Source organism: Micromonospora sp. NPDC000207 (assembly GCF_040300925.1).
Classification (GTDB): domain Bacteria; phylum Actinomycetota; class Actinomycetes; order Mycobacteriales; family Micromonosporaceae; genus Micromonospora.
The window spans coordinates 25,214-49,960 of record NZ_JBEPEQ010000034.1 but is presented as its reverse complement, the minus strand read 5'-3'; the positions used below and the strand labels follow the sequence as shown (position 1 = coordinate 49,960).

The 24,747-nt window shown below is 72.6% G+C and carries 27 protein-coding genes; 16 read left to right on the top strand and 11 right to left on the bottom strand.

Annotated features, from left to right (window positions below):
- From ABT336_RS11220 to aroA, 4 genes are all read right to left on the bottom strand, one after another.
- Positions 1-914: hypothetical protein (locus tag ABT336_RS11220; protein ID WP_350896404.1), on the bottom strand; the 914-nt coding region annotated here is incomplete at its 3' end.
- Between the two features lie 60 nt (positions 915-974).
- Positions 975-1,778: a histidinol-phosphatase gene (gene hisN, locus ABT336_RS11215; RefSeq protein WP_350896397.1), complete on the bottom strand. Its 804-nt coding sequence runs from the start codon at positions 1,776-1,778 to the stop codon at positions 975-977.
- A gap of 24 nt (positions 1,779-1,802) precedes the next feature.
- A complete protein-coding gene (gene rsgA, locus ABT336_RS11210; RefSeq protein WP_350896396.1) occupies positions 1,803-2,786 on the bottom strand; it encodes a ribosome small subunit-dependent GTPase A in 984 nt (327 codons plus the stop codon).
- 123 nt (positions 2,787-2,909) lie between these two features.
- Entirely contained in the window at positions 2,910-4,211 is a 1,302-nt protein-coding gene (gene aroA, locus ABT336_RS11205; protein WP_350896395.1) for a 3-phosphoshikimate 1-carboxyvinyltransferase, read from the bottom strand.
- Between the two features lie 105 nt (positions 4,212-4,316).
- Here aroA and ABT336_RS11200 point away from each other — a divergent pair, with 105 nt between their 5' ends.
- The 5 genes from ABT336_RS11200 (at position 4,317) to rsrA (ending at position 7,626) form a co-directional block, all read left to right on the top strand.
- On the top strand, positions 4,317-5,024 hold the full coding sequence (locus ABT336_RS11200) for an SOS response-associated peptidase (RefSeq protein ID WP_350896394.1): 708 nt from the start codon (positions 4,317-4,319) through the stop codon (positions 5,022-5,024).
- A gap of 196 nt (positions 5,025-5,220) precedes the next feature.
- Complete coding sequence (locus tag ABT336_RS11195; RefSeq protein WP_350896393.1) at positions 5,221-5,616, top strand: WhiB family transcriptional regulator; 396 nt, start codon at positions 5,221-5,223, stop codon at positions 5,614-5,616.
- 60 nt (positions 5,617-5,676) lie between these two features.
- The gene (locus ABT336_RS11190; protein WP_350896392.1) at positions 5,677-6,294 is read left to right on the top strand and encodes an alpha/beta hydrolase family protein; all 618 of its coding nucleotides are present in this window, start codon (positions 5,677-5,679) and stop codon (positions 6,292-6,294) included.
- 212 nt (positions 6,295-6,506) lie between these two features.
- Positions 6,507-7,337: a sigma-70 family RNA polymerase sigma factor gene (locus ABT336_RS11185; protein ID WP_350896391.1), complete on the top strand. Its 831-nt coding sequence runs from the start codon at positions 6,507-6,509 to the stop codon at positions 7,335-7,337.
- 1 nt (position 7,338) lies between these two features.
- Positions 7,339-7,626: a mycothiol system anti-sigma-R factor gene (rsrA, locus tag ABT336_RS11180; RefSeq protein ID WP_350896390.1), complete on the top strand. Its 288-nt coding sequence runs from the start codon at positions 7,339-7,341 to the stop codon at positions 7,624-7,626.
- A gap of 91 nt (positions 7,627-7,717) precedes the next feature.
- Here the strand turns inward: rsrA and ABT336_RS27505 are convergent, their stop codons facing one another.
- Positions 7,718-7,792 carry a 50S ribosomal protein bL37 gene (locus ABT336_RS27505; protein WP_502891155.1) on the bottom strand — a complete coding sequence of 25 codons (75 nt, stop codon included), beginning with the start codon at positions 7,790-7,792 and terminating at the stop codon, positions 7,718-7,720.
- 255 nt (positions 7,793-8,047) lie between these two features.
- On the opposite strand from ABT336_RS27505, the gene ABT336_RS11175 reads away from it, so the two are divergent.
- Positions 8,048-8,263, top strand: coding sequence for a biotin/lipoyl-binding carrier protein (locus ABT336_RS11175; protein ID WP_350896389.1), 216 nt, complete (start codon positions 8,048-8,050; stop codon positions 8,261-8,263).
- Between the two features lie 55 nt (positions 8,264-8,318).
- On the opposite strand, the gene ABT336_RS11170 is transcribed toward ABT336_RS11175, so the two are convergent.
- Positions 8,319-10,142, bottom strand: a complete 1,824-nt coding sequence (locus tag ABT336_RS11170; RefSeq protein ID WP_350896388.1) for a tetratricopeptide repeat protein — start codon at positions 10,140-10,142, stop codon at positions 8,319-8,321.
- Positions 10,143-10,388: 246 nt separating this feature from the next.
- Here ABT336_RS11170 and ABT336_RS11165 point away from each other — a divergent pair, with 246 nt between their 5' ends.
- Positions 10,389-11,420 carry an SIS domain-containing protein gene (locus tag ABT336_RS11165; RefSeq protein WP_350896403.1) on the top strand — a complete coding sequence of 344 codons (1,032 nt, stop codon included), beginning with the start codon at positions 10,389-10,391 and terminating at the stop codon, positions 11,418-11,420.
- A gap of 24 nt (positions 11,421-11,444) precedes the next feature.
- The gene (locus tag ABT336_RS11160; protein WP_350896387.1) at positions 11,445-12,956 is read left to right on the top strand and encodes a sensor histidine kinase; all 1,512 of its coding nucleotides are present in this window, start codon (positions 11,445-11,447) and stop codon (positions 12,954-12,956) included.
- A 25-nt stretch (positions 12,957-12,981) separates the two neighbouring features.
- Here ABT336_RS11160 and ABT336_RS11155 read toward each other — a convergent pair whose 3' ends face one another.
- On the bottom strand, positions 12,982-14,646 hold the full coding sequence (locus ABT336_RS11155; RefSeq protein ID WP_350896402.1) for a glycosyltransferase family 39 protein: 1,665 nt from the start codon (positions 14,644-14,646) through the stop codon (positions 12,982-12,984).
- A 428-nt stretch (positions 14,647-15,074) separates the two neighbouring features.
- Between ABT336_RS11155 and ABT336_RS11150 the strand changes: the two genes are divergently transcribed.
- The 4 genes from ABT336_RS11150 to ABT336_RS11135 are packed head-to-tail and all read left to right on the top strand — an operon-like array spanning position 15,075 to position 18,437.
- Positions 15,075-16,787 carry a nitrite/sulfite reductase gene (locus tag ABT336_RS11150; RefSeq protein WP_350896386.1) on the top strand — a complete coding sequence of 571 codons (1,713 nt, stop codon included), beginning with the start codon at positions 15,075-15,077 and terminating at the stop codon, positions 16,785-16,787.
- The gene (locus ABT336_RS11145; RefSeq protein WP_350896385.1) at positions 16,784-16,945 is read left to right on the top strand and encodes a hypothetical protein; all 162 of its coding nucleotides are present in this window, start codon (positions 16,784-16,786) and stop codon (positions 16,943-16,945) included. The genes ABT336_RS11150 and ABT336_RS11145 overlap by 4 nt, the downstream gene beginning before the upstream one ends.
- Positions 16,942-17,706: a phosphoadenylyl-sulfate reductase gene (locus ABT336_RS11140; protein ID WP_350896384.1), complete on the top strand. Its 765-nt coding sequence runs from the start codon at positions 16,942-16,944 to the stop codon at positions 17,704-17,706. Before ABT336_RS11145 ends, ABT336_RS11140 begins: the two co-directional genes overlap by 4 nt.
- Positions 17,688-18,437 carry a sirohydrochlorin chelatase gene (locus ABT336_RS11135; RefSeq protein ID WP_350896383.1) on the top strand — a complete coding sequence of 250 codons (750 nt, stop codon included), beginning with the start codon at positions 17,688-17,690 and terminating at the stop codon, positions 18,435-18,437. Before ABT336_RS11140 ends, ABT336_RS11135 begins: the two co-directional genes overlap by 19 nt.
- A 140-nt stretch (positions 18,438-18,577) precedes the next feature.
- Here ABT336_RS11135 and ABT336_RS11130 read toward each other — a convergent pair whose 3' ends face one another.
- Together ABT336_RS11130 and ABT336_RS11125 are read right to left on the bottom strand one after the other, a co-directional pair.
- A complete protein-coding gene (locus ABT336_RS11130) occupies positions 18,578-18,835 on the bottom strand; it encodes a WhiB family transcriptional regulator (protein ID WP_007072794.1) in 258 nt (85 codons plus the stop codon).
- A gap of 444 nt (positions 18,836-19,279) precedes the next feature.
- The gene (locus ABT336_RS11125; RefSeq protein WP_350896382.1) at positions 19,280-20,266 is read right to left on the bottom strand and encodes a diacylglycerol/lipid kinase family protein; all 987 of its coding nucleotides are present in this window, start codon (positions 20,264-20,266) and stop codon (positions 19,280-19,282) included.
- 43 nt (positions 20,267-20,309) lie between these two features.
- Here ABT336_RS11125 and ABT336_RS11120 point away from each other — a divergent pair, with 43 nt between their 5' ends.
- Positions 20,310-20,705 (top strand): hypothetical protein, encoded by a 396-nt coding sequence (locus tag ABT336_RS11120; protein WP_350896381.1) that lies wholly within the window; start codon positions 20,310-20,312, stop codon positions 20,703-20,705.
- 19 nt (positions 20,706-20,724) lie between these two features.
- On the opposite strand, the gene ABT336_RS11115 is transcribed toward ABT336_RS11120, so the two are convergent.
- Together ABT336_RS11115 and sodN are read right to left on the bottom strand one after the other, a co-directional pair.
- Complete coding sequence (locus ABT336_RS11115; RefSeq protein ID WP_350896380.1) at positions 20,725-21,129, bottom strand: ATP-binding protein; 405 nt, start codon at positions 21,127-21,129, stop codon at positions 20,725-20,727.
- Positions 21,130-21,530: 401 nt separating this feature from the next.
- Positions 21,531-21,935 carry a superoxide dismutase, Ni gene (gene sodN / locus ABT336_RS11110; protein WP_350896379.1) on the bottom strand — a complete coding sequence of 135 codons (405 nt, stop codon included), beginning with the start codon at positions 21,933-21,935 and terminating at the stop codon, positions 21,531-21,533.
- Between the two features lie 85 nt (positions 21,936-22,020).
- Between sodN and ABT336_RS11105 the strand changes: the two genes are divergently transcribed.
- The 3 genes from ABT336_RS11105 to ABT336_RS11095 all read left to right on the top strand — a co-directional run bounded on the left by ABT336_RS11105 (position 22,021) and on the right by ABT336_RS11095 (position 24,720).
- Entirely contained in the window at positions 22,021-22,368 is a 348-nt protein-coding gene (locus tag ABT336_RS11105) for a S24 family peptidase (protein ID WP_350896378.1), read from the top strand.
- Positions 22,369-22,510: 142 nt separating this feature from the next.
- Entirely contained in the window at positions 22,511-23,689 is a 1,179-nt protein-coding gene (locus ABT336_RS11100; RefSeq protein ID WP_350896377.1) for an NAD(P)-dependent malic enzyme, read from the top strand.
- Between the two features lie 77 nt (positions 23,690-23,766).
- Positions 23,767-24,720 (top strand): zinc-binding dehydrogenase, encoded by a 954-nt coding sequence (locus tag ABT336_RS11095; protein WP_350896376.1) that lies wholly within the window; start codon positions 23,767-23,769, stop codon positions 24,718-24,720.
- Positions 24,721-24,747 lie beyond the last annotated feature (27 nt).

Here is a 24,747-nt window from a genome sequence, read left to right as displayed (position 1 = left end):
GTCCCGGCCCCGGTGTCGGTCCCGACCCCGGTCCCGGTGCCGGCCCCGACCCCGGTCCCGGCCCCGGTGCCGACGCCGCCTCCGGCGCCCTCGGCGGCGAGACGGGCGACGGGGTGCCCGTGTTGCGGTTTGGCGTACCGGGTGAGGCCGATGACGGCGGCGAGGGTGGCCAGGAAACCGGCGGCGGCCAGCCACTCCCGGCCCGGCCAGATCTGGTCGTTGAGCAGCAGCAGACCGACGATGGCGGCGGGAACCGCCCCGGCGGCGTCCATCGCGGCCACCGCAGCTGTGGTCGACCCCCGCTGCATGGCCAGGCCGAGCAGCAGCTGCCCGACGAGGGAGTGGGCGATGAGCAGGTAGAGCAGCGGGTTGCGGAAGAACGCCTCCGTCGAGGCCACCGAGGCCAGCGGACGGGCCGCCACCGCCGCCGCGGAGAACGCCAACCCGGCCAGCGACCCGAGCGCCACCGAACCGGGCGAACCGTGCAGGCGGACAGCGAAGACACCCAACACCGCGATCACGCCCAACGCGACGAGGAGGGCGATCATGCCGGCGGTGCCGAGCGGGCTCGACTGGGCCGGCTCGGCGGAGAGCACCAGCGCGGTGATCCCGACCAGCAGGAGCGCCAACAGGGCCACCTCGGCCAGGGGCAACCGCCACTTCAGCACCACCACCCCGAGCACGGCGGTGACCCCCAGCCCGGCGGCCACACTCGCCTGCACCAGGAACAGCGGCAGGTCCCGTCGGGCCAGGAAGGCCAGGACGAACGCGGCGACCTGGAAGCCCAACCCCACCAGGTAGGTCCGGTGCCCGGCCAGTCGCAGCAGGAGACCCGGATCGAAGGTGTGGTTGACGGTGGTCCGGGTCGCGGCGATCGACTGGAGGAGGTTGGCGAAGCCGTAAGCGACGATCATCGCTGCCAGGAAGCACCAACCGGATGTGGACACCTGGCGAGGATAGAGGGTTGCCGGAGATCAGTCGTCGGCCGGCTGGCCCAGTCGGGCCAGCACTTCGGCGTGCAGCAGCCCGTTGCTCCCCACCGCGCTGCCGTCGCCGGGGGCGTTCGCGCCGGTCAGGTCGGTGAGCAGCCCCCCGGCCTCGGTGACGATGGGGACCAGGGCGGCGATGTCCCACAGGGACAGCTCCGGCTCCACCATGGCGTCGAGTGCACCCTCGGCGAGCAGCATGTAACCGTAGAAGTCCCCGTAGGCCCGGCTCCGCCAGGTGTCGCGCATCAGCCCGAGCATCCCGTCGAGACGTCCACTGGCGATCCACGCGTCCAGGGAGGCGTAGCAGAAGCTGGCGTCGGCGAGGTCGCGGACGCCGGAGACCCGGATGGGCACGCCACCGGCGACGTCGGGGCCGGCGTACGCACCCGCCCCGGTCGCCGCCCACCAGCGCCGTCCCAGGGCCGGGGCGGAGACCAGCCCCAGCACCGGGGTGTCCCCCTCCAGGAGAGCGACGAGGGTGGCCCAGATCGGCACGCCCCTGATGAAGTTCTTGGTGCCGTCGATCGGGTCCACCACCCACCGACGCCCGTCCGGCCCGGCGGCCGGCTGCTCGCCGTACTCCTCGCCGAGCAGCCCGTCGTCCGGCCGGTGCTCGGCCAGCAGGGCACGGATCTCCCGCTCCACGGCGGTGTCCGCGTCGCTGACCGGGGTGAGGTCCGGCTTGGCCTCGACCCGGAGGTCGAGGGCGCGGAACCGGGCGCTCGACACGGCGTCCGCCCGGTCGGCGAGCAGGTGGGCTAGGGCGAGATCGTCGGCGTACCGGCTCATGCCACAGACGGTAGCGGGCAGTCGTCAGCCGCCCGAGGGTGGGTCACCGGCCTCCGGCGGCTCGCCCGACCGTGGGTCGGCCTCCCCGGCACGGGAGGCCAGCAACCGTCGGTACGACCCCAGCCGTCGGTCGTCGGCCCGACCGGCGGCCACCCAGGCGTCAAGTGCGCAGTCGGTCTCGTCGGCGGTGTGTGGACAGTTCGGCGGGCACTCCACTGTCCCCTCGACCAGGTCGGGGAAGCCGTGCAGCAGACTGTCGGCGCTGACGTGGGCCAGCCCGAAGCTGCGGATCCCCGGGGTGTCCACGATCCATCCGGGGTCACCGTCGGCCCCCGACGCGACAGGCAGCCGCAGCACCACAGCGCTGGTCGAGGTGTGCCGGCCCCGGCCGATCGCGCTGACCACGCCGACCGCCCGGTCCGCGTCCGGCACCAGCCTGTTGACCAGCGTCGACTTGCCCACCCCGGAGTGTCCCACCAGGACCGACACCCGGCCGGCGAGCAGCGCGCGGAGCGCGGCCAGGTCCGAGTCGGGGCGGATCAGCACGTACGGCAGTTCAAGCTCGGTGTAGTAGTCGAGGATCTGTTCCGGACCGGCGAGGTCGGCCTTGGTCAGGCAGAGCAGCGGCTCGATGTCGGCGTCGTACGCGGCCACCAGGCACCTGTCGACGAATCCGGTCCGGGGCGGTGGGTCGGCCAACGCGCTGACGATGACGAGTTGGTCGGCGTTGGCCACCACCACCCGTTCCAGTCGCCCCTCGGCGGTGGTCTCGTCGTCGTCGGCGGTACGCCGCAGCACCGACCGGCGTTCGGCGATCCGGACGATCCGGGCCAGCGCCCCGTCCGCCCCGGAGACGTCCCCGACCAGCCCCACCCGGTCGCCGACCACCACCGACTTGCGCCCCAGTTCCCGGGCGCGCATGGCGGTGACCAGCGGGGCGTCCGGGCCGGCGTCCTGCCGTACGCAGGTGTAGCGGCCCCGGTCCACGCCGATCACGAAACCGTCCACCGCGTCGTCGTGCCGGGGGCGGTTACGGGTACGGGGTCGCGACGACCTCCCCGGCCGGACCCGGACGTCGTCCTCGTCGTACTCGCGCTTCTTCTTGGTCGCCAGGACCTGCCCCCTGTCGCGTCAGTTCTCGCCGGTCACCATCGCTGACCATAGTGCCGGGAACTCGGGCATGGTCTTGGAGGTACAGCCGATGTCATCCACCTCGACCCCTGCGACGACCAGCCCGGCGACCGCTGCGGCGTGCGCCATCCGGTGGTCGTGGTAGGTGCGGAAGGGCGCCCCGCGCAGCGGTCGGGGCCGGATCTCCAACCCGTCGGCGAGCTCGGTGACGTCCGCGCCGAGGGCGGTGAACTCGGTGGCCAGGGCGGTCAGCCGGTCGGTCTCGTGCCCTCGGATGTGGGCCACCCCGGTGAGCCGTGACGGCGAGTCGGCGACCGCAGCCAGGGCGGTGAACACCGGGGTCAGTTCGCTGACGTCGGAGAGGTCGGCGTCGATCCCGTGCACCCTGCCGGTGCCGCGTACGGTCAGCCCGTCGGTGGTCAGGGCGACCTCACCACCCATCCGGTGCAGCAGTTCGCGGAGTTGTTCGACGGGTTGGGTGCTGCGCGGGGGCCAACCCTGCAACGTCACCTCGCCCCCGGTGACCAGCGCGGCGGCGAAGAACGGGACGGCACCGGAGAGGTCCGGTTCGATCTCCCATCCCCGTCCGGTCAACGGCCCGGGCTCGACGACCCAGACGTCGGGGGTGGTGTCGTCGACCGCAGCCCCGGCGGCCCGCAGCAGCCGGACGGTCATCCGCAGGTGCGGGGCGGACGGGACGGGCGGGCCGACGTGGCGGACCACGACACCCCTGTCGAACCGGGGCGCGGCCAGCAGCAGGCCGGAGACGAGCTGGCTGGAGGCGGAGGCGTCGATCTCCACCTCCCCGCCGGTGACCTGCCCGGTGCCGGAGACGGTCAGCGGGAGGCTGCCCCCGGTCGGGGTGTCGATGCGGACCCCGAGGGTACGGAGGGCGCCGATCAGCGGGCCGAGCGGACGGGTCCGGGCCTGGGGGTCGCCGTCGAAGGTGATCCGCCCCTCGGCCAGGCCGGCGATGGGCGGGACGAACCGCATGACGGTGCCGGCGAGGCCGACGTCGACGTGGGCGGGGCCGGTCAGCCGGTGCGGCCGGACCAGCCACCGGGCGTCGTCGCTGATCGACACGTGCGCGCCCATGCCCCGGAGTGCACCGGCCATCAACTCGGTGTCCCGGGCCCGCAGCGGCCGGGCCAGGGTCGACGGGCCGCTGGCCAGCGCGCTGAGCACCAGGGCCCGGGCGGTCAGCGACTTGGAGCCGGGCAGCCGCAGAGCGGTCCCGACCGGGTCGGTGGCGGTCGGGGCGGTCCAGGGCTGCGGCGTCCGGGACGCGGTCAGGTCTCCCACGGGACCCATTCTGCCGGGTTGTGCCGGTGGTGCCGACGTCGGCGTCGACGGTCCTCCCGGTTGGCGGGACAGCGGGGGGCGGGTCCGGCGGGTTAGCGTGGCCCCATGTGCGGCAGGTACGCGAACACCCGTAGCGCGGGTGACCTCAGCGCCCTGTTCGAGGCGTACGACGACACCGGCGGCCGGGTCCGGGCGGACCACAACGTGGCTCCGACGGCCACGGTGCCTGTGGTCCGGGTCGACGCCGAGGGCAGGCGGGCGCTGGCGACCGCCCGCTGGGGTCTGCTCCCGCCGTGGGCGAAGTCACCGGCCGCCGGAGCCCGCATGATCAACGCTCGGGCGGAGACGGTCGCCACCAGTCGGGCGTACGCCCGTCCCTTCGCCCGTCGACGCTGTCTGGTGCCGGCCGACGGGTGGTACGAGTGGACCCCGACGGAGACCGGCAAACAGGCGTACTTCCTCACCCCGGCGGACGGCTCGGTGCTGGCCCTGGCCGGGATCTGGTCGACCTGGGAGGGGCCGGACGGACCGCTGGACACAGTCAGTGTGCTCACCACTGCCGCCGTCGGGTGGTTGACCGAGGTGCACGAGCGGATGCCGCTGCTGCTGCCGTCGGACCGGTGGACGCCCTGGCTGGAGCCGGTCGACGACCCCACAGCCCTCCTGGACCCGCCACCGTCGCGGTGGCTGGCCGGGCTGGAGCTCCGCCCGGTCGGTCCGGCGGTGGGCAACGTCCGCAACAACGGGCCGGAGCTGACCGAACGGGTCGCGCTCTCCCCCGGTGCGCAACCGGTGGAGCCGACTCTCTTCTGACCCGGGTCCGCGCATTGTCGGGCGCTGATTTGCCAGTGTTGCGGACGAATCGTCGGGCAGACCTTCGCACTTTTCCCGCCAAAGACTTGAACCGGTGTCCACAAATGCGATAGAACACAGCGCCGGTATGGGAGTCGATTCGCACAGTGCGATCGACGCTCGTCGATCATGCCGGTCCCACGGGGGAGGTGGGTGGATGACACGGGCACGTATGCCCCGTCCGCACGAAGTGGCCGCTGCGCGTCGTGATCCGCGACTGTTGCGGGCGCTGTCCGAGCGACGTTCCGACGAGGCGTGGCGGACCAGAGGGACCTGTCAGAGCGTCGATCCGGAGACGTTCTTTCCAGCGCCGAACGAGCCGGCCGACGCCGCCGTCTCGCTCTGCCGAAGCTGCGACGTGCAGGGGTCCTGCCTGGCCTGGGCGCTGGACGTCGGGGACTGTCACGGTGTCTGGGGTGGCACCACACCACGGGAGAGGCGGGCCATGCTGGTCGCCTGGCGTACCGAGGTGGAGCCGGATCCGGATGCCGCCGACGAGGCCGGGCCGCCGGTCCGCGACCGGTTGCTCACTCTGGTGCCGTCCAACCGTTGATTCCGGCCGTAATCCGGTCTGGCGTGAACCGGAGACCGGATCACGGCGCAGAATAGGCGGGTGCGGGAAACGGACAATGTCGAAACAGCTGTGGGAGTGGCCCGGATCGACGTGGATCGGCCGGACGGACCGGAGACCGCGATGCTGGTGCTCGGGCACGGTGCGGGCGGCGGGGTGGACGCGCCGGATCTGATCGCCCTGCGCGACGCCGGGGTGGCCGCCGGACTCCTGGTGGTCCGGGTGACCCAGCCGTACCGGGTGGCCGGTCGGCGTGCCCCTGCCCCGGCCGGTCATCTCGACCGGGCGTGGGTGGCGGTCCTCACCCGGCTGCGCAGCCGGGCGTCGGCCGAGCTGCCGGTCCTGGTGGGCGGTCGGTCCAGCGGTGCTCGGGTGGCCTGTCGGACGGCGGGGACCGTCGGTGCGGCGGGCATCGTCGCGCTGGCCTTTCCGACCCACCCGCCCGGCCGCCCCGAGCGATCCCGGGTGGGCGAGCTGGCGACCGGGCTGCCGACCCTGGTGGTCAACGGCGACCGGGACCCCTTCGGCGTCCCGGAGTCCACGGCGGCCCCGGTCCGGATCGTCGTCCGTCCCGGCGAACGCCACGACCTGCGCCGGGACCCCTCCGGTACGGCCGTCGTGGTGGTGGACTGGTTGCGCTCCCACGGGTGGGCCCGGTAGCCGTTTCCGCCGCCGGTGGCGTCTCGTTGCATCGAGTGGTGTCGGACCGCCCGGTACGGGTGGCCCGGAACCGCCCTCCCAGGCCCTTCCTGGTCCCTGCGCCCGGCCCCACCGGACAGGGACCAGGAACGGGAGCGGGTGGGGCCCGGAATGCACCGGCCGTCCGGTTGCGTTGACACCCTCGGACGACACAGAGCCGAGGGGGTGAGCGGGTGCCGACCGAGACACGGTGCCGAGAACGGGACGAGCGGCATACCCGACAGGTGAGGCGACTGTCGGATGGACCCGAATGGCCGGCGACGGCCGTGAAGGGGGAGTCGGTCAGGCCGCCGGTGAGCGGCGGCACAACGGCCGGAAGTGGATCTGCCGCCCCCGTGCAACGCGTATCCTCGTCGCAGGAGCATCCGACGCGAGGGGATGTGCGGTTGACAACCGAGAAGACGGACGAGCGTAGGGCCCGTTTCGAGCGGGACGCGATGCCCTTCGTCGACCAGCTCTACGCGGCCGGACTGCGGATGACCCGCAACCCGGCGGACGCCGAGGACCTGGTCCAGGAGACGTATCTGAAGGCGTATGCCGCGTTCCACCAGTTCGAGCAGGGCACCAACCTGAAGGCCTGGTTGTACCGGATCCTGACCAACACCTACATCAACTCGTACCGCAAGCGGCAGCGCCAGCCGATCCAGGCGCCCACCGAGGAGATCACCGACTGGCAGCTCGCCGAGGCCGAGTCGCACACCTCCAGCGGGCTGCGCTCCGCCGAGACCGAGGCGCTGGACCGGCTCCCCGACAGCGACGTCAAGGAGGCCCTCCAGCAGCTGCCGGAGGAGTTCCGGTTGGCCGTCTACCTCACCGACGTCGAGGGCTTCTCCTACAAGGAGGTCGCCGACATCATGGGTACGCCGATCGGTACCGTGATGTCGCGGCTGCACCGGGGCCGACGCAACCTGCGCAAGCTGCTCGAACGGTACGCGGCCGAGCGGGGCTTCTCCGCCGCCCGCTCCTCGGGTGGGTCGACCACTGCCGCCGGCCAGGAGGTGTGACGTGAGCTGTGGGAAGCCACACGAGACGGACTGCCGTGAGGTGCTCGCCGAGGTCTACCTCTACCTCGACCTGGAGTGCGCCGACGAGCGACGGGAACGGATCCGGCGTCACCTCGACGAGTGCGGCCAATGCCTGCGCGAGTACGGCATCGAGCAGGAGGTGAAGGCGCTGGTGGCCCGCTGCTGCGGTCAGGAGGTCGCCCCGGAGAAGCTCCGGGCCCGGCTCCGGGGCCGCCTCACCGAGCTGGTGGTCTTCGAGACCGCCGACTCCCGGGAACTGGCCGACTGACGCCCGGACGAAACCCCGAGAAGGATCGACGCCCCACCCCGCACGGCACCTGTACCAGGTGCCGGGGGTGGGGCGTCGTCGTGTCCCCAGCTCAGGAGTTGGGGCGCTTGCCGTGGTTGGCGGCGTTCTTCTTGCGAGCCCTCTTCCGGCGTGCCTTCTTCGCCATGTGGCCTCCTCGTGTTGGTGACGGTCCGGACGCGTGACCCGCGCACCGGTGGTCGTGACCGGATCCCCCCGGCACCGCCGGGGTCCGATCCGCTGATGTTACGGCCTGTCGCGGTGGCCCGGATCGTGCGGCCCCGTCCTCGATCCGTCGGGCTCGGCTCCGGTGCGTTCCCGCGTGGCGACCGCACGGGGGCGCCGAGGGGCTCCGACCGTGGTTGGATACCCAGACACACCGTGGAATGAGGAGGGCCCGAACATGGCCGAGGAGATCCGCGCGGAGATGGTGGCCAACGTCTGGAAGGTCGTGGCCACCGCCGGGGACACCGTCTCGGAAGGGGACACCCTGGTGATCCTGGAGTCGATGAAGATGGAGATCCCGGTGGTCGCCGAGGTCGACGGTGTGCTCCAGCAGTTGGCAGTCAACGAGGGTGACGTGGTGCAGGACGGCGACCTGATCGCGGTGATCGGCTGACCGGCCCGGACGGGCCGCACCGACCGGCTCCGACGGCCGTCGCGCCGTCGGCGGGTCAGGAGAGCGGACGACCTGTCAGCCGGTACCAGAACCGGCGGAGCCGGCCGGGTCGCCGGGGTCGGCTGCCGATCAACTGGTACGCCGTCTCGACCACCTGACGGTCCAGCTCCGGCGTGGCCAGGGCCAGGTACGCCAGCGAGGTGGCGATCGGTACCGGACGTTCCCGCCCCACCTCGGCCACGTCGGCGAGCCGTTCGGCGGTCGTCCGGGCCACGTCCGGGCGTACCTGCGGGTCCACCCAGGCGGCGGTGACCAGGGCGAACAGCGCCGCCTCGGTGGTCCAGTCCTCCACACCCCAGAGCAGGTCAACCAGGACGGCCCGGCGTACCGAGGTGTCCCAGGGTTCGTCGGTGCGGTGGTGCAGCAGCCCCAGACAGGCCCACACCTGCACGCAGCGCACCCACAGCGAGGGGTCCTGGCTGTTCAGCACCCGCCCCAGCGCCGTGGCCGGCGGGTCGGGCGGGTGCACCAGCAGACCCAGGAGGTCGGGCAGGTCGAGGGTGGCCAGGCTGACCGCCGCGTCGTACGCCGCCGGGGGGTGCGGCCAGGCGGGGGCGGCCACCTGCCGGATCCGTCGTACCGCCTCCGCGGACGGTGGGGGGATCGCGGGCGCGACGGTGTCCGCCTGGTACGCCCACAGCTGTCGGGTGCCCGAACGGCGGGGCTGGCGCGGGTCCGGGCCGGGTACGTCGGTGGCCGACTCGACAGTCAGCTCCGGAACGGCGGCGGCGAGGGTCCGCAGGGCGCTGGGCGGCTCCGGTGCGGCCAGCCGCAGCCGTTCCCCCCGGGCTGCCGACCTGTCGTGCACCGCCTGGCGGATCACCTGCACCAGCGTGCCGCCGGCCGGGGTGAGCTGCCCCAGCCAGGGGCGGCTGCGGCAGGACTCGGCGAGGTCGGTGTGCTCGTGGGTGTCGTCGGGGTGGTCCCTGACGAAGTCGGTCAGGGCCACCAGGTGGGCCACGTCGCCGTCGCTGGCGAAGCGCAGCCGGTGCGCCGTGTGCACCGCACAGTCGAAGGCGGGGTCACGCTCCAGGGCGTGGTCGATCCAGCGCAGTGCCTCGTCGAGCCGCCCGTTGTCGGCGAGGGTGCCGGCGATGTCGGCGTAGACGGCGAGGTCGTCGGGGTCGTGTTCGACGGCGCGGGTGAGGGCGGCCAGCGCCTCCCGGGTGCGGCCGGCGCTGCGGTGGGCGTACCCGAGCCACACCTCGCCGAGTTTGGACGGCTGGGCGCGTACGCCCCGGGTGGCCCAGCGGACCGCCAGCTCGGTCTCGCCGATCCGGCGGGCCAGTGCGGAGGCCGCGCCGAGCAGGAGCCCGTGGTCGGGGCGGACCGTCACCGCGTTGCGGGCGAGTGCGAGGTACGGCCCGAGAGCCGCCCGGCCGGAGGGCGGCACCGGATCCGGCACGGCGGCGCAGATCTGCATCAGGATCCGGGCGGTCCGGTCCGGGTCGAGTCGTTCGGCCAGCTCGGGGGCGGTCACCCAGGGCACTCCCGCCCAGTCGACGCCGGGCGAGTGGCCGGTGGCGGCGGCCAGGAGGTCCAGTCCCTCCGCCGGTCGTCCGGCGGCGGCGAGCAGGTGTGCGCGGGCCACCACCGAGCCGACGAAGGCGTGCTGGTTGAGGGGGAAGAGTTCGACGCCCCCGTCGCCGACGGCGGCGAGCCGGGCCAGGGTCTCGTGCACCTCCGGCAGGGTCGGCGCCTGGGCCAGCGCGCCCGCGACGTGCCCGGCCGCGTGTTCCAGCTCGCCGGAGTCCAGCGCCAACCGGGCCAGGGCAAGTTCCTCCGCCGCCGTCAGCGCGGCATCGTCCGGCTCGGACACGTAACCCTCTCGGTCGTGATGGGTCTCAGCGTTCGGCAAGCCTAGGGGATGTCCGGCCGGACCTGTGACATCCTGCGCGTTACTGTTCAATACATTGCTGACTCGGACTCATTCGTGCAAGACTGAGCAGCAAATGCGCGGGAATCGCGCATGACCGTCGAGGTGACGGGAAACCCCGTCGAGACGGCACAGGAGGCGGCGCAACCGCGTCGGGGAGGAGTCACCGTGACGCGCGCAGGAAACGGCATGGCCACCGACATCGCCGAGCAGCCGGCCGGATACGCCAGGCTCCTCACCCCCGAGTACGCCGACCCGATCGCCCGGGTCGCGGCAGTGATCGCCCGACGCCGCCCCCGCCACGTGGTCTTCACCGCCCGGGGCACCTCCGACCACGCCGCCCTCTACGCGGCGTACCTGACCGAGATCCGGCTCGGCCTGCCCGCCGGCCTGGCCTCGCCGAGCGCCCTGACGGTCTTCGGTGCCCGCCCGGACTACTCCGACGCCCTGGTCGTCGGGGTGAGCCAGAGCGGCGGGTCACCGGACCTGACCGAGGTCCTGCGGGTGGCCCGGAACTCCGGGGCGCTCACCCTCGCGGTCACCAACGCGCCGGACTCCCCGCTGGCCGCCGCCGCCGAACTCTCCGTCGACATCGCCGCCGGGCACGAGCGGGCCGTCGCCGCCACCAAGACCTACACCGCCGAGCTGCTCGCCCTGTTGATGCTCGTCGAGGGGGTACGCGCCGGTGACGGGGTGCTGCCCGACGAGGAGCGCGCCGCCCTCCACGGGCTCCCGGAGCTGGCCGCCCGCACCCTCGACGACCCCACCCCGACCCAGCTCGCCCCCCGCTACCGGTTCGCCGCCCGACTCGTCACCACCGGCCGGGGGTACGCGTACCCGACCGCCCGGGAGGCCGCCCTCAAGCTGATGGAGACCTCCTACCTGCCGGCGTTGGCCTTCTCCGGGGCCGACCTGCTGCACGGACCGCTGGCCATGACCGACCCGGACGTGCCGGTGCTGGCAGTGATCGGCTCCGGCCCCGGCGGCGGGTCCATGCGGGAGGTGCTGCCCCGCCTCGGCGAGCGCGGCGCCGACGTGGTGGCTGTCGGGTCGGCCGACGTCGAGGCCTCCGCCCGGATGGCGGTCCCCGAGGTCGACGAACGCTACGCCCCCCTGCTGGACATCCTTCCGCTCCAGCGCCTGGCCCTGGCCCTGGCCCTGGCCCGGGGCGAGGACCCGGACGCCCCCCGCGGGTTGAAGAAGGTCACCGCGACGATGTGACAGCGGGCGTGGCAGGCTGGTGCGGTGTCCACGCTGCGCGATCTCGCCGAGGAGCACACCCGGCTCCGCCCCACCGACATCGACCACCTTCACCGGCTCGCCGGTGAGTGGCAGCTCCTGTCCGACCTCTCCTTCGCCGATCTCCTGCTCTGGGTCCCGACCGACGAGGACGGCACCTTCTGCTGCGTGGCCCAGGTCCGGCCGACCACCGCCCCGACGGCGTACCAGGACGACCAGGTGGGCCGGACCATCGGCGGGCCCGAGGTGGCCCACCTGGAGATCGCCCACCGGCAGGGCCGGATCTGGCGGGAGGGCGACCCGGTCTGGTACGGCGACGTACCGGCCCGGCACGAGGCCATCCCGGTCCGGCTGCGTACCGCCGACGGGGAGGCCGGTGAGGTGATCGGGGTGGTCGGCCGGGACACCAACCTGTCGACCGCCCGCACCCCCAGCCAACTCGAACTGAACTACCTGACCACCGCCGACGACCTGGCCCAGATGATCTCCGACGGGACCTTCCCGCCGCCCCGGCACCCGGGGGAGACCACCTCCGCCCCACGGGTGGGCGACGGGCTGGTCCGGCTGGACGCCGGGGGCAAGGTCACCTATGCCAGCCCGAACGCCCAGTCGGCGTACCGGCGGTTGGGTCACGCCTCCCTGCTGGTGGGGGAGGACCTGGCGGTGCTGCACCGCCGACTCGCCGGGGACCCCCTGGACGGCACCGACGCCGGCAACGCGGTCCTCGCCGCGCTGCGCGGCGAGGGACCGCCCCGCCGGGAGATCGAGGCCCGGGGCGCGACGATGCTCACCCGGGCGCTGCCGCTGATGCCCGCCGGAGTGCCGATCGGCGCCCTGGTCCTGGTCCGCGACATCACCGAGGTACGCCGCCGCGACCGAGCACTGATCACCAAGGACGCCACGATCCGGGAGATCCACCACCGGGTGAAGAACAACCTGCAGACGGTGGCCGCACTGCTGCGGTTGCAGGCGCGTCGGGTGGCCATGCCGGAGGCCCGGGTGGCGCTGGAGGAGTCGGTCCGCCGGGTCGCCTCGATCGCCCTGGTCCACGAGACCCTCTCCATGTCCAACGACGAGGCTGTGGAGTTCGACGGGATCGTCGACCGGGTGGCCAGCGCCGCGACCGAGGTGGCAGCGACCGAGGTCGCGGTCCGGATGCGGCGCGCCGGCAGCTTCGGGGTCCTCCCGGCGGAGATCGCCACCTCCCTGGTGATGGTCCTCAACGAGTTGCTGCTCAACGCCGTCGAGCACGGCTTTCCGACCCCGCCGTCGGAGCCGGACGCGCCCCCCGCCGAGGTGGTCGTCTCGGTCCAGCGGTCCCGCAAGAAGCTGCACGTCACCGTCGCCGACAACGGGCGCGGCCTGCCCACCGACTTCGACCCGGAGCGGGCCGGTCGGCTCGGTCTCCAGATCGTGCGGGCGCTGGTCACCGGTGAGCTGCGGGGCACCATCGAGTTGCGGGCCGGGGCCGAGGCGGGCACCGAGGCAGTCCTGGTCGTCCCCCTGGCCCGGGGGTGACGGTTCGGCCCGTCCCGGGCGACTGTCAGCGGGTCAGCAGCGCCACCGTCAGGCCGGGGCGCGGCCAGACCCCGGTCACCGTGTAGTCAGCTCGCAGCGCGTCCCCCTTCGCCCCCGGCACGGCGGCCAGGGGGTCGTCGCGGCGTCCCGCCACCACCAGCCAGACCCGGGTGACCCCGGCGAGGCACTCGGCGGGCCGGGCGCACTCGGTGGCCCACAGGTCCCCCCGGTCGGCCTGGTCACGGACCAGCAGCGCGTCGCGCGGCTGGTCTGCCCCGGCGCGGGGGCGCCCGGTCGGGGTCGACGGCCCGGTGGGTGCGTCACCGGGCTCGACCCGCCCGGCCGGGGGTCGACTCCGGCCCAGGTGGTACGCCATTGCGAGGTCGAGGAAGAGCCAGCCGTCGCGGGGCGCGTAGACGACGGCGTCGCCGGGACGCCGACCGGCGACGACCACCTCGGCGGCGCCCCGGTAATCGATCGCGGCGCTGCGTGGCCACTCGTGGGTCCGGCGCAGTGCGACCTGGTCGGGCAGGCCCATCAGTCCGACCAGGGCCACCACCGCCAGACCGGCCGGCAGCCCCGCCCCGCGTACCGGCACCCAGACCCGGCGGAGCCGACCCGACGGTGGCGTACCCCGGTCCGGTCTGGTCTCCGGGGTGTGGGAGTCGGTGGTCACCGGCGGTGGGGCGGCGTCGGTCCGCGCGGCCCGGGTCAGGGTCAGGGCGGCCCCGGCCAGCAGGCAGCCGAACGGCACCGTGAAGAAGAGATAGCGGGGGACCCAGAGCGGCACCACCCATCCGACAGCGAAGAGCAGCAGGACCGGCAGCGCCAGGCAGACCCCGGGCACCAGGGCGGGCCGCCCGTACCGGAGCGCACCGAGGGCGGCGAGGCCGAGCACCAGGCCGCCGACAGTGGCGCTCTGGGCGAGCCCACCGGGAAGCCCTGTCAGGTCGGTCAGGCGGGCCGGGTCGACCCAGTCGAGCTGCCGGGACCGCTGCTCCCGGGCCACCAGCAGCAGCGGGGTCAGCAGCAGGGCCGCCGGGACCAGCGCCGCCGACCAGGCACCGAACCGGCGGGCCCGACCGCCGGAGGGCCCCTCGGTGAGGACGACGACAGCGTGCGCCCCCACCAGGATCAGCGCCACCAGGTGGGTGAGCCCCAGGGCGGCGACGGTCGCGGCGTACCCGACCCACCGGACCCACCCGCCCCGGCGTACCGCGTCGACCAGGAGCACCGTGGCGAGGACTGCCAGCAGGGTGACCAGCGCGTACGGTCGGGCCTCCTGCCCGTACCGGGAGGTGCCGGGCAGGACCGCGAAGAGCAGTCCGGCGAGCAGCCCGGCACGGGCCCCCACCAGCCGTTCCCCGAGCACCGTGGTCAGCCCGGCCGCCACCGACAGGGCCAGGGCCGAGGGGAGCCGCAGCGCGGTGACGGAGTCGCCGAACACCGCCACCCACCAGTGCAGGAGCAGGTACCAGGCGCCGGTGACAGCGTCGATGGTGCCGACCATCCGGACCAGGTCGTCGAGACCCCGGGTGGCAGCGCTCCAACTGGCGAGTTCGTCCCGCCACAACTGGGCCCGACCGATCCCGGACAGGGTGACCACGAGGGTCAGCAGGGTGGGCCAGAGCCACCCGAACCGGATCCCGGTCGTGGGCGGCCGATCGGGCCGTCGGCTCGACTGCGGCACGTCGCCCACGGGTCGAGCCTGGCACACCGGTGGGCCCGGCAGGCGGAGATCGCCCCGGTCGGGGCCCATCGGCCGCCGGAGTACGCGGCCCGCCCGGAGAGGCCCCGACGACAGCGGTGAGTACGGGTCACACGCCCGTCCGTGATGTGGGATGTGGCACGCAGCCGTTGGCCGCCTCCGGGCGGTTGTGGCAGCATGGTCGGCATGACCGCCGCTGTCGTCCGCTTCTTCGTGGCCCGTCGCCACGTCGACTACGGGCACGTCTGCAGCGCGCTCTGTCCGGCCATCTGAGGACGCCCGACCCATTCTGTCTCGGGCAAGCCCCCGCGTCGGCCGTCGAAGACACCGCCGTCCCCCGCCCCTCGTCGGGCCGGCCGTCGCTACCGCACTCGCACCCTGAGGCACAGCAGACATCGGAGGACGCCGCGATGGCGGTCAGCAGCACCCCTACCTCGTCCCAGGAGCCGGCCACCCCCCGCGCCCGAGCCCCCCGCCGGCCCCGAGGCGAGGGCCAGTGGGCGCTCGGCCACCGCGAGCCGCTCAACCCCAACGAGCGGACCAAGAAGGACGACGACCCGCTCAACGTCCGGGCCCGGATCGAGAACATCTACGCCCACGGCGGGTTCGCCTCCATCGACCCGGTCGACCTGCGGGGGCGGTTCCGCTGGTGGGGTCTCTACACCCAGCGCAAGGCGGGCATCGACGGTGGCCGTACGGCCGTCCTGGAGCCGCACGAGCTGGAGGACGAGTTCTTCATGCTCCGGGTCCGCGTCGACGGCGGGCAGCTCAGCGTGGCCCAGCTGCGGGTGCTGGCCGAGATCTCCACCGAGTTCGCCCGGGACACCGCCGACATCACCGACCGGCAGAACATCCAGTACCACTGGATCCGGGTCGAGGACATGCCGGAGATCTGGCGGCGGTTGGAGGCCGTCGGCCTGCAGACCACCGAGGCGTGCGGCGACTGCCCCCGGATCGTGCTGGGCAGCCCGGTCGCCGGGGTGGCGCGGGAGGAACTGGTCGACCCGACCCCGGCGATCGACGAGATCGTCCGCCGGTACGTCGGTGACAAGCGCTACTCCAACCTCCCCCGCAAGTTCAAGTCCTCGATCTCGTGGCTGGTCGACACCCCGTACGAGGCAAACGACATCTCCTTCCTCGGCGTCGAGCACCCCGAGCACGGCCCCGGTTTCGACGTCTGGGTCGGTGGTGGGCTCTCCACCAACCCGATGCTCGCCAAGCGGCTCGGGGTCTGGGTGCCGTTGGACGAGGTTCCGGACGTCTGGGCCGGGGTGGTCGGGATCTTCCGGGACTACGGATACCGCCGGCTGCGCCACCGGGCCCGGTTGAAGTTCCTGGTCGCCGACTGGGGCGTGGAGAAGTTCCGCGAGGTGCTGGAGAAGGAGTACCTCGGCCGGACCCTGCTCGACGGCCCGGCCCCGCAGCTGCCGTCGAAGCCGATCGACCACATCGGGGTGCATCCGCAGCGGGACGGGCGCAACTACGTCGGGGCGGCCCCGGTGGTCGGGCGGGTCTCCGGGACCCAGCTCGCCGAGCTGGCCGACGTGGTGGCCGAGCACGGCAGCGACCGGATCAGCCTCACCCCGTACCAGAAACTGCTGGTGTTGGACGTCGCGCCGGAGCGGACCGAGTCGCTGGTCGGGGCGCTGCGTCGGATCGGTCTGGACGCCCGGCCGTCGGCCTGGCGGCGCGGCACCATGGCCTGCACCGGCATCGAGTACTGCAAGCTCGCCATCGTCGAGACGAAGGCCCGGGGCGAGGAGTTGGTGGCCCGGCTGGAGGAGCGGCTGCGCGAGTTCGACGCGGACATCTCCATCCACATCAACGGCTGCCCGAACGCGTGTGCCCGGACCCAGGTCGCCGACATCGGCCTCAAGGGGCAGCTGGTGGTCGGCCCGGACGGGCAGCAGGTGGAGGGCTTCCAGGTGCACCTGGGGGGCGGCCTGGGTATGGCCGAGGGACAGACCGCCGGTTTCGGCCGCAAGCTGCGCGGCCTGAAGACCACCGCCGACGAGCTTCCCGAGTACGTGGAGCGACTGGCCCGCCGGTACCTCGCCGGCCGGACGGCCGGGGAGAGGTTCGCCAACTGGGTTGTCAGGGTCGACGAGGAGGAGCTGAGATGAGCGACGCCCGTTCCGCACCTCTGTACTGCCCGTACTGCGGGGAGGAGGACCTGCGACCGAGTGAGGAGGGGCACGGCGCGTGGGAGTGCCACGCCTGTGTCCGGGTCTTCTCGGTGAAGTTCGTCGGCCTGCTCTCCCGGGGGGTGGACTCCCGGTGAGTGAGCTTGCGAGCGTGGCCGGGCTCGGCCTGGTCGGCGTCGGCGGTCCGGTCCGGTCCGAGCCGGGCCGGCGCAGCCCCGAGGAGTTGCGTGAGCTGGCCACGACGGCCGGCAGGGAGTTGGAGGATGCGCCCGCCCTGGAGATCGCCAGGTGGGCGGCGGAGACCTTCGGTGACAGGTTCTGTGTGACCAGTTCGATGGCCGACGCGGTCCTGGCCCATCTGGTCTCCCGGGTCGCGCCGGGGGTGGACGTGGTGTTCCTCGACACCGGCCTGCACTTCCCGGAGACGCTGCGGGTACGCGACGAGGTGGCCCGCCGACTGCCGGTGAACGTCAGGTCGATCCGACCTCGGCTCACAGTCGGCCAGCAGGACGGGGAGTACGGCCCCCGACTGTTCAACAGGTCCCCCGACGAGTGCTGCCAGTTGCGCAAGGTGGAACCCCTGGAGCGGGCCCTGACCGGGTACGACGCCTGGGCCGCCGGGCTGCGCCGGGACGAGTCCCCGTCGCGGGCGAACACGCCGGTGGTCACCTTCGACCCCCGGCGGGGTCGGGTGAAGGTGAACCCGATCGCGGCCTGGAACCAGGCCGACGTGGATTCCTACATCGCCCGGTACGACATCCCGGTCAACGAGCTGTTCCGTCGTGGGTACGGCTCGATCGGCTGCTGGCCGTGCACCCGTCGGACGAAGGCGGGGGAGGACCCGCGCGCCGGTCGTTGGGCGATGTTCGAGAAGACCGAGTGCGGACTGCACGTCTGACCGCGACCGGGCGGGACCCGGTCGTCCTGGTGGCGCACGGCAGCCGTGATCCCCGGGCGGCCGAGGCGACGCGGGCGCTGGCCCGGGCGGTCGCGGCGGTGCGTCCCGGCGTCCCGGTCCGGCCGAGTTGGCTGGACCACACCGATCCGGGGCCGACCGAGGTGCTCCGGGACCTCGCCGGGGCCGGGCACCGTCGGGCGGTGCTGGTTCCGCTGCTGCTCACCGCCGCCTACCACCGTCGGGTGGACATCCCGGCGGCGGTCGCAGCTGCCGGTGACGGCCCCGACCCGTTGACGGTACGGGTGACCGAGGTGCTCGGGCCGGCCCGCGGTGCCGTGGACGCGGGTCTGCTGGACGCCCTGGGCCGACGACTCGCCCCGGCCGCCGACTTCGACGCGTTGGTGTTGGCGGCGGCGGGGACCCGGGACGCCCCGGCCCGCGCCTCGGTGGGTCGGGTGGCGGCGGCGCTGGCCGACAGGTACGCCGTACCGTGCCGGATCGCGTACGCCTCGGCGGGTTCGCCGGACGTGGGGCGGGCGGTGGCCCGGATGCGGGCGGCGGGGGCGCGTCGGGTGGCGGTGTCGGCGTACTTCCTCGCCCCGGGCTTCTTCCACGACGCGGTCACCGCTGCGGCCGATGCCGCCGGTGTGGTGACCGTGGCGGCCCCGCTGACCGATGTACCGGAACTGGTCGACCTGGTGCTGCGGCGGATCGACTCGACCCCCGAGTGACCCATCTCATGATCACTTCCCGGTCGGACGGGGTAAGGACTCCCGCGCCGGGACAGCGGGTCGGAGGGAGTGGGACGGTGGTGGACGCAGAACACCCCGGTCGGGGAACCCGACCGGGGTGCGGTAGTTCTGGGTGGGGATCAGGCGGAGTGAGCGCGCAACACCCGGAGGCCACCGCGACGCTTGACCGCGCGGCGCTCCTCCTCGCTCATTCCGCCCCAGACGCCAGCGTCCTGACCGGACTCCAGCGCCCACTGCAGGCACTGGTCGGTCACGGAGCAGCGCCTGCAGACGGCCTTGGCCTGCTCGACCTGCAAGAGGGCCGGCCCAGACGTCCCGATCGGGAAGAACAGCTCCGGGTCCTCGTCGCGGCAGACAGCATGGTGACGCCAGTCCATGGCGGCAACACTCCTCGTTCTGGATGGGTGGCAGATGACGCTTTTGCTTTTTCTTATGCATCCGCAGTGCCGAAAGTGACGGTTCGCGTCTTTCAATTCGGCATTGCGTGAGCAAGCCTGTCGGTCGCCGTGAGCTGCGAGACGGACTCGAAGATCCGAGTCTGTCCGGCCGCGCTCCCGGTTACTCAAGTTCGCTTGTGAATACTTTCACGAACTCACGCGATGTCAAGGGTGACGCTCGGAAAAACTCCGAGCGGTGAGCAAGCTCACGACCCATTTGTCCGGGTTTGCGGGGGGCCTCGTTACCCGGCGTGTAACAGCCTCTGGTCAATATAGTACGAACTTCGTGACTTGGTTGACATTTCCGGCACCTGCCTTCTCGGGTGGCGGCCACCGCGTCGCTGCGGTGAGTGACCGCGTCGATCTAGGGCAGTACCCCGAGACTCAACAGATTACTCTCAGTGCGGAGGGAACGGATGTGAATCTAACTTTCTCCCGCTCGCCAAGGTAGTCCCCATCGAGCTGGAACGCCTGCGGACGCGCCGAGAGCAGGGTGAACTCCTCCTGATCGTGCAGCCGCAGCACCTGTCGACCGTGTGGGTCGGGGTTCTGAGCGAGGAACTGCGTCACCGTTCGTGTCGTACCGGCCACCCGGAGGCGGCGGAGGGCCAACAGGTCCAGCCCCCTGTCGAAGGACGCCTCCGGGTTCGCGTTGACCTCCCGGTCCCCGACGTAGGTCCACGGGGCGGTGTTCTGCACGATGACGGTGGCGAGGTCCGCCTCGGCCTCCTCGCCAGGCCGTTCCACGCTGATGGCCGGGGCGCGACGCTCCGTACCCATCACGTACTGCTGGAGCATCGACCGCAGGTAGAGGCCCGGAGTGGAGACCCGTCCCTTGCGGCGGGCCTGCTCGACCCGGTGGATCACGGCGGCGTCGAACCCGAACCCGGCGCAGAAGGTGAAGTAGCGGTCGTCGGCGCGGCCCAGGCCGATCGTCCGGCTCCGTCCGATCCGGAGCCCCTCCAGGATCATGCTCGTGCTCTCCGGCCAGTCCCGGGGCAGGCCGAGGGCGCGGGCGAAGACGTTCGTCGAGCCGCCCGGAACGGTGGCCAGTGCGGGGAGCCGGTCGGCGGGCGACCCGCCGGGTGTGTCGGCCGCCCCGGCTCCGGGCGGGGTCCCGTCCGGAGCGGCGGCGGCCTTCGCGGCCATCAGGCCGTTCACCACCTCGTTGACGGTGCCGTCCCCGCCCAGGGTGACGACGACGGCGACCCTCTCGTCGGCGGCCTCCCGGGCGATCTCCGCCGCGTGTCCACGCCGACGGGTGTACCGCACCGACAGGTCGACCTCGCTGCGCAGCGCCCGGACCAGCACGTCCCGGCTGCGTTCGGTGGTGGTGGTGGCCTTCGGATTGACCACCAGGACGGCCCGCATGGGCGGCACTTTACCGGGATGACCTTTGGGTAATGTGGCCCGAGTGACCATCGACTCGCACCAGGTGCCCGCCACCCTGCGCTGGGCGTCGCGGCTGCTGTACGGGGAGGCCGCCGCCCTCGGTCTGGTCGCCGCCTGGTTGGTCTGGGCCGACCTCACCGCACCCACCACCGACCTGGCCACGGCGCTGCTGGTGACGGCCTTCGCGATCGGCGGGGCGATCGCCCTCTGGGCGCTGGGTCGGGCGCTGGCCGACCGGCGGGCGGCGGCCCGCGCCCCGGCGATCGTGCTGGAGCTGATGCTGCTGCCGGTCGGGTGGTACATGATCCAGGGCGGGATGGGCTGGCTGGGTGTGCCGCTGATCGCCCTCGGCCTGGGGGTCTGCGGGCTGCTGGTGAGCACTCCCACCAACCGCGCACTCGGCTTCGAGCGCGACTAGGTCAGGTCGACCCCGGTGTTCAGTACCCGGCTCCGCGCCGGGTGAGCAGGGAGATGGTGGCCTGGTCGCCGACCGCCTCGGCGGCGGCCCCGGTGGTGAGGGCGGTGAGCACCTTCCACGCGAACGAGGACTCCGACGGCAGCGTGGCACCGTGCACCGTCGGCACTGTGACCTGCACTGTCAGTGCGTCGTCGGTGACCGTGAACCGGCACTCCAGCTCGGCGTCGCGGGTGGCGATCGCCAGCAGCATGGCGCACGCCTCGTCCACTGCGATACGTAGGTCCTCGATCTCGTCGAGGGCGAACTGCAACCGTGCGGCCAGTCCGGCCGTCGCGGTCCGCAGCACCCCGAGATAGCCGACGTCCGCCGGCACTGTGAGGTGCACGATGTCGTCGGTCGTCGCCTGCCCGGTCAGTTGAGTCACCCTCATCCCCCCGGTCGGGGACTCTACCCGGTCGGCGACCACCTCGCGTGGCGGCGGTCACCACCCGTTCGTAAAGATGTGGAGCCGTCACCGCCGTCGGGCGTCACACGATCCGGCCACCGGAGACACCGGATTCGCCTCCTCACTGAGAGTCATGACCGCCTCGCGCCTCGTGATGACGGACCGTGACCGGTCCATGCCGCAATTTCTTGACGGAGAGTAGTGGTAGGTAATCAATTCGTCATGACGAAAGGCGATCGGCAGTCGTCTGTGGAAGTTGCAACCGTCGATCGGGTCGCGGTGAATGGAAGTGACCTTTGTCGATGCCGTCGAAAAGTGACGGCCGGCGCCGTCGGGTTCGACGGCGCCGGCCGGATCGTGCAAGCCGGGACTGACCGGAGTCAGGCCTGCTTGGTCTCCCAGAAGATCTTCGAGATCTCGTCGATCTTCGTCAGGAGCTCGTCGGCCTTGGACGGGTCGGTCCCGCCCTTCGCGCCGGCCGCACCGGCCAGCTTGGTGGCCTCGTTGAACAGTTGGTGCAGGTGCGGGTACTTCTCGAAGTGGGCCGGCTTGAAGTAGTCGGTCCACAGCACCCACAGGTGGTGCTTGACCAGGTCCGCCCGCTGCTCCTTGATCAGGATGGCGCGGGTACGGAACTCGGGGTCGGTGTTGGACTGGTACTTCTCACAGATCGCCTTGACCGACTCGGCCTCGATCCGGGCCTGCGCCGGGTCGTACACGCCGCACGGCAGGTCGCAGTGGGCGCTGGCGGTCACGCGGGGCGCAAGGACGCGCGGAAGTCGCATCGGGTTCCTCCATGGGGCGTTTGCGATGATCCAAGCCGACATTACTCCTGGAGATGCTCCCCAGCGGGCTGGAGGTGAAACCCGCATGCAGGTCGACGGGGACCCCACCGGCCACCTGACCGGCCCGTTGGTGCCCGTACTGGTCACCGGGCCGTCGATGTCTCCGACGCTGCGGCACGGAGACGCCGTCCTGGTGCGTCGGGGCGGCCGACCGGTCCGCCCCGGTGACGTCGTGGTGGCGGTCTTCCGCGCCCGACCGGGACTGCTCGTCGTCAAACGCGCGGTGCGGGCCCAGGACGGTGGGTGGTGGATACGCGGTGACAACGAGTTCGCCACCGACGACTCGCGCACCTACGGGGTCGCCGACGTCCAGGGGCGGGTGCTGTTGCGGTACTGGCCGCGTCCGGGGCGGATCCCCGCACCGCCGGTATGACCCTACTCACAACCCGTACGCGCCGCTCACACTATGCTCGGCAGGTGTCCGGGTGACCCCCGCACCGCGCGCCGCCGCTCGTCGCCTCACCTCGTGCCCGCGCCGGCCGCCTCAAATCTGCTCGACAGATCCTGGAGTCACCATGCCTACGTCCACCGTGGACCCCGCTGATCCCGTCTTCCGCCGGCACGTCGGCGGCAAGCTCGCCGTCGCCTCGACGGTCCCACTGGCCAGCCGGGACGACCTGTCCCTCGCGTACACCCCCGGGGTCGCCCGGGTCTGCGAGGCGATCGCCGCCGACCCCGCCCTCGTCGACGACTACACCTGGGTGTCGAACGCCGTCGCCGTGGTGACCGACGGATCCGCCGTGCTCGGCCTGGGCAACATCGGCCCCCGCGCCGCCCTGCCGGTGATGGAGGGCAAGGCGGTGCTGTTCAAACAGTTCGGTGGAGTGGACGCGGTTCCGATCTGCCTGGACACCCAGGACACCGAAGAGATCATCGCCACCGTCACCGCGCTGGCCCCCTCGTTCGGGGGGATCAACCTGGAGGACATCAGCGCCCCCCGCTGCTTCGAGATCGAACGCCGCCTCGACGAGGCACTGTCCATTCCGGTCTTCCACGACGACCAGCACGGCACCGCGATCGTCGTCCTGGCCGCCCTGCGCAACGCCGCCACCCTCCTCGACCGCAAACTCGGCGACCTGCGGGTGGCGGTCAGCGGGGCTGGTGCGGCCGGTGTGGCGGTCACCCGGATGCTGGTGGCCGGGGGAGTCGACCCGAAGCGGGTGGTGGTCTGCGACTCGCGGGGCATCATCGGCCGGCACCGCGACGGGCTCACCGGCGCCAAGGCCGACCTGGCCGAGACCACCAACGCCGACTGTCGTACCGGTGGGATCACCGAGGCCCTGCGGGAGGCCGACGTCCTGGTCGGAGTCTCCGGCGGAAGCATCCCGGAGGCTGCGGTGGCCGGGATGGCCCCGGGCGGGATCGTCTTCGCCCTGGCCAACCCGACCCCCGAGGTCGACCCGGCGGTGGCCGCCCGGTACGTCTCGGTCGTGGCCACCGGCCGCAGCGACCACCCCAACCAGATCAACAACGTGCTCGCCTTCCCGGGCGTCTTCCGGGGCGCGTTGACCGCCCGGGCCACCCGGATCACCGACAACATGAAGGTCGCCGCCGCCGACGCCATCGCCGCGGTGGTCGACGGCGAGCTGAGCGCCGACGCGATCGTCCCGTCCCCGCTGGACCCCCGGGTGGCACCGGCGGTGGCCGACGCGGTGGCCGAGGCGGCCCGTCGCGACGGCGTCGCCCGCGCCTGAGGTGGCGGCAGGCCCCTTCCCGTCGACGACGGGAAGGGGCCTTCTGATCGGCTGTCATCCTTGTTACGGTCCGGACCATGCGTGCCGCCTTCGCCGCCCGGACCGACGCCGACGACCCACTCGCCGCCCTGACCGTCGGGGAGCGGCCCGAGCCGGTCCACCCGGACGACGACTGGGTCACCGTCCAGGTCACCGCCAGCTCGCTGAACCACCACGACATCTGGTCGTTGCGGGGGGTCGGGCTGCCCGCCGACCGGCTCCCGATGATCCTCGGGTGCGACGCCGTCGGCACCGACCCGGACGGCAACGCCGTGGTGGTCTACCCGCTGATCGTGGACCCGGCTGACCCTCGGGGCGTGTCGATCCTGTCCGAACACTTCCCCGGCACCTTCGCCGAGCGGGTCGCCGTACCCCGGTCGAACCTGCTGGCACTGCCGGCCGGGCTGGCGGCGACCGACGCGGCGTGCCTGCCCACGGCCTGGCTGACCGCCTGGCGGATGCTCACCACCAAGGGCCGGGTGGCCGAGGCCGACGCGGTCCTGGTCCAGGGGGCGGGCGGCGGGGTGGCCACCGCCGCCGTCGCGCTCTGCGCCGCCATGGGCAAGCGGGTGTACGCGACCAGCCGGGACGCCGTCAAACGGGACCGGATCGCCGAGCTGGGCGCGACAGCGGTGCAGCCCGGTGCCCGGCTACCGGAGCGGGTCGACGTGGTGATCGAGACGGTGGGGGCGGCCACCTTCGACCACTCCCTGAAGGCGGCGGCCCCGATGGCCCGGATCGTGGTCTCCGGGGCCACCAGCGGTCACCTCCCGACGATCGACCTGCGTCGGGTCTTCGCCATGCAGCTGGAGATCCTGGGCACCTCCATGGGGACCCCCGACGACCTGCGTGACCTGCTGGCGTTCTGTGCCGACCGGGGGGTGCGGCCGGTGGTGGACAGCGTGCTGCCGTTCGACCGGATCGAGGAGGCGTTCGCCCGGATGCACACCGGGAACGTCTTCGGCAAGATCGTCCTCGACCACACCGCCTGACCGTCCGCCCCGCCTTCCCCTCCAACT

What these genes read in the sequence shown, in the direction of transcription:
- hisN (WP_350896397.1), bottom strand. Translation starts at nt 1,778, where the DNA reads ATGAGCCGGTACGCCGACGATCTCGCCCTAGCCCACCTGCTCGCCGAC.
- ABT336_RS11200 (WP_350896394.1), top strand. Translation starts at nt 4,317, where the DNA reads ATGTGCGGCAGGTACGCGAACACCCGTAGCGCGGGTGACCTCAGCGCC.
- ABT336_RS11195 (WP_350896393.1), top strand. Translation starts at nt 5,221, where the DNA reads ATGACACGGGCACGTATGCCCCGTCCGCACGAAGTGGCCGCTGCGCGT.
- ABT336_RS11175 (WP_350896389.1), top strand. Translation starts at nt 8,048, where the DNA reads ATGGCCGAGGAGATCCGCGCGGAGATGGTGGCCAACGTCTGGAAGGTC.
- ABT336_RS11165 (WP_350896403.1), top strand. Translation starts at nt 10,389, where the DNA reads ATGGCCACCGACATCGCCGAGCAGCCGGCCGGATACGCCAGGCTCCTC.
- ABT336_RS11150 (WP_350896386.1), top strand. Translation starts at nt 15,075, where the DNA reads ATGGCGGTCAGCAGCACCCCTACCTCGTCCCAGGAGCCGGCCACCCCC.
- ABT336_RS11145 (WP_350896385.1), top strand. Translation starts at nt 16,784, where the DNA reads ATGAGCGACGCCCGTTCCGCACCTCTGTACTGCCCGTACTGCGGGGAG.
- ABT336_RS11130 (WP_007072794.1), bottom strand. Translation starts at nt 18,835, where the DNA reads ATGGACTGGCGTCACCATGCTGTCTGCCGCGACGAGGACCCGGAGCTG.
- ABT336_RS11125 (WP_350896382.1), bottom strand. Translation starts at nt 20,266, where the DNA reads ATGCGGGCCGTCCTGGTGGTCAATCCGAAGGCCACCACCACCACCGAA.
- sodN (WP_350896379.1), bottom strand. Translation starts at nt 21,935, where the DNA reads ATGCGACTTCCGCGCGTCCTTGCGCCCCGCGTGACCGCCAGCGCCCAC.
- ABT336_RS11105 (WP_350896378.1), top strand. Translation starts at nt 22,021, where the DNA reads ATGCAGGTCGACGGGGACCCCACCGGCCACCTGACCGGCCCGTTGGTG.
- ABT336_RS11100 (WP_350896377.1), top strand. Translation starts at nt 22,511, where the DNA reads ATGCCTACGTCCACCGTGGACCCCGCTGATCCCGTCTTCCGCCGGCAC.
- ABT336_RS11095 (WP_350896376.1), top strand. Translation starts at nt 23,767, where the DNA reads ATGCGTGCCGCCTTCGCCGCCCGGACCGACGCCGACGACCCACTCGCC.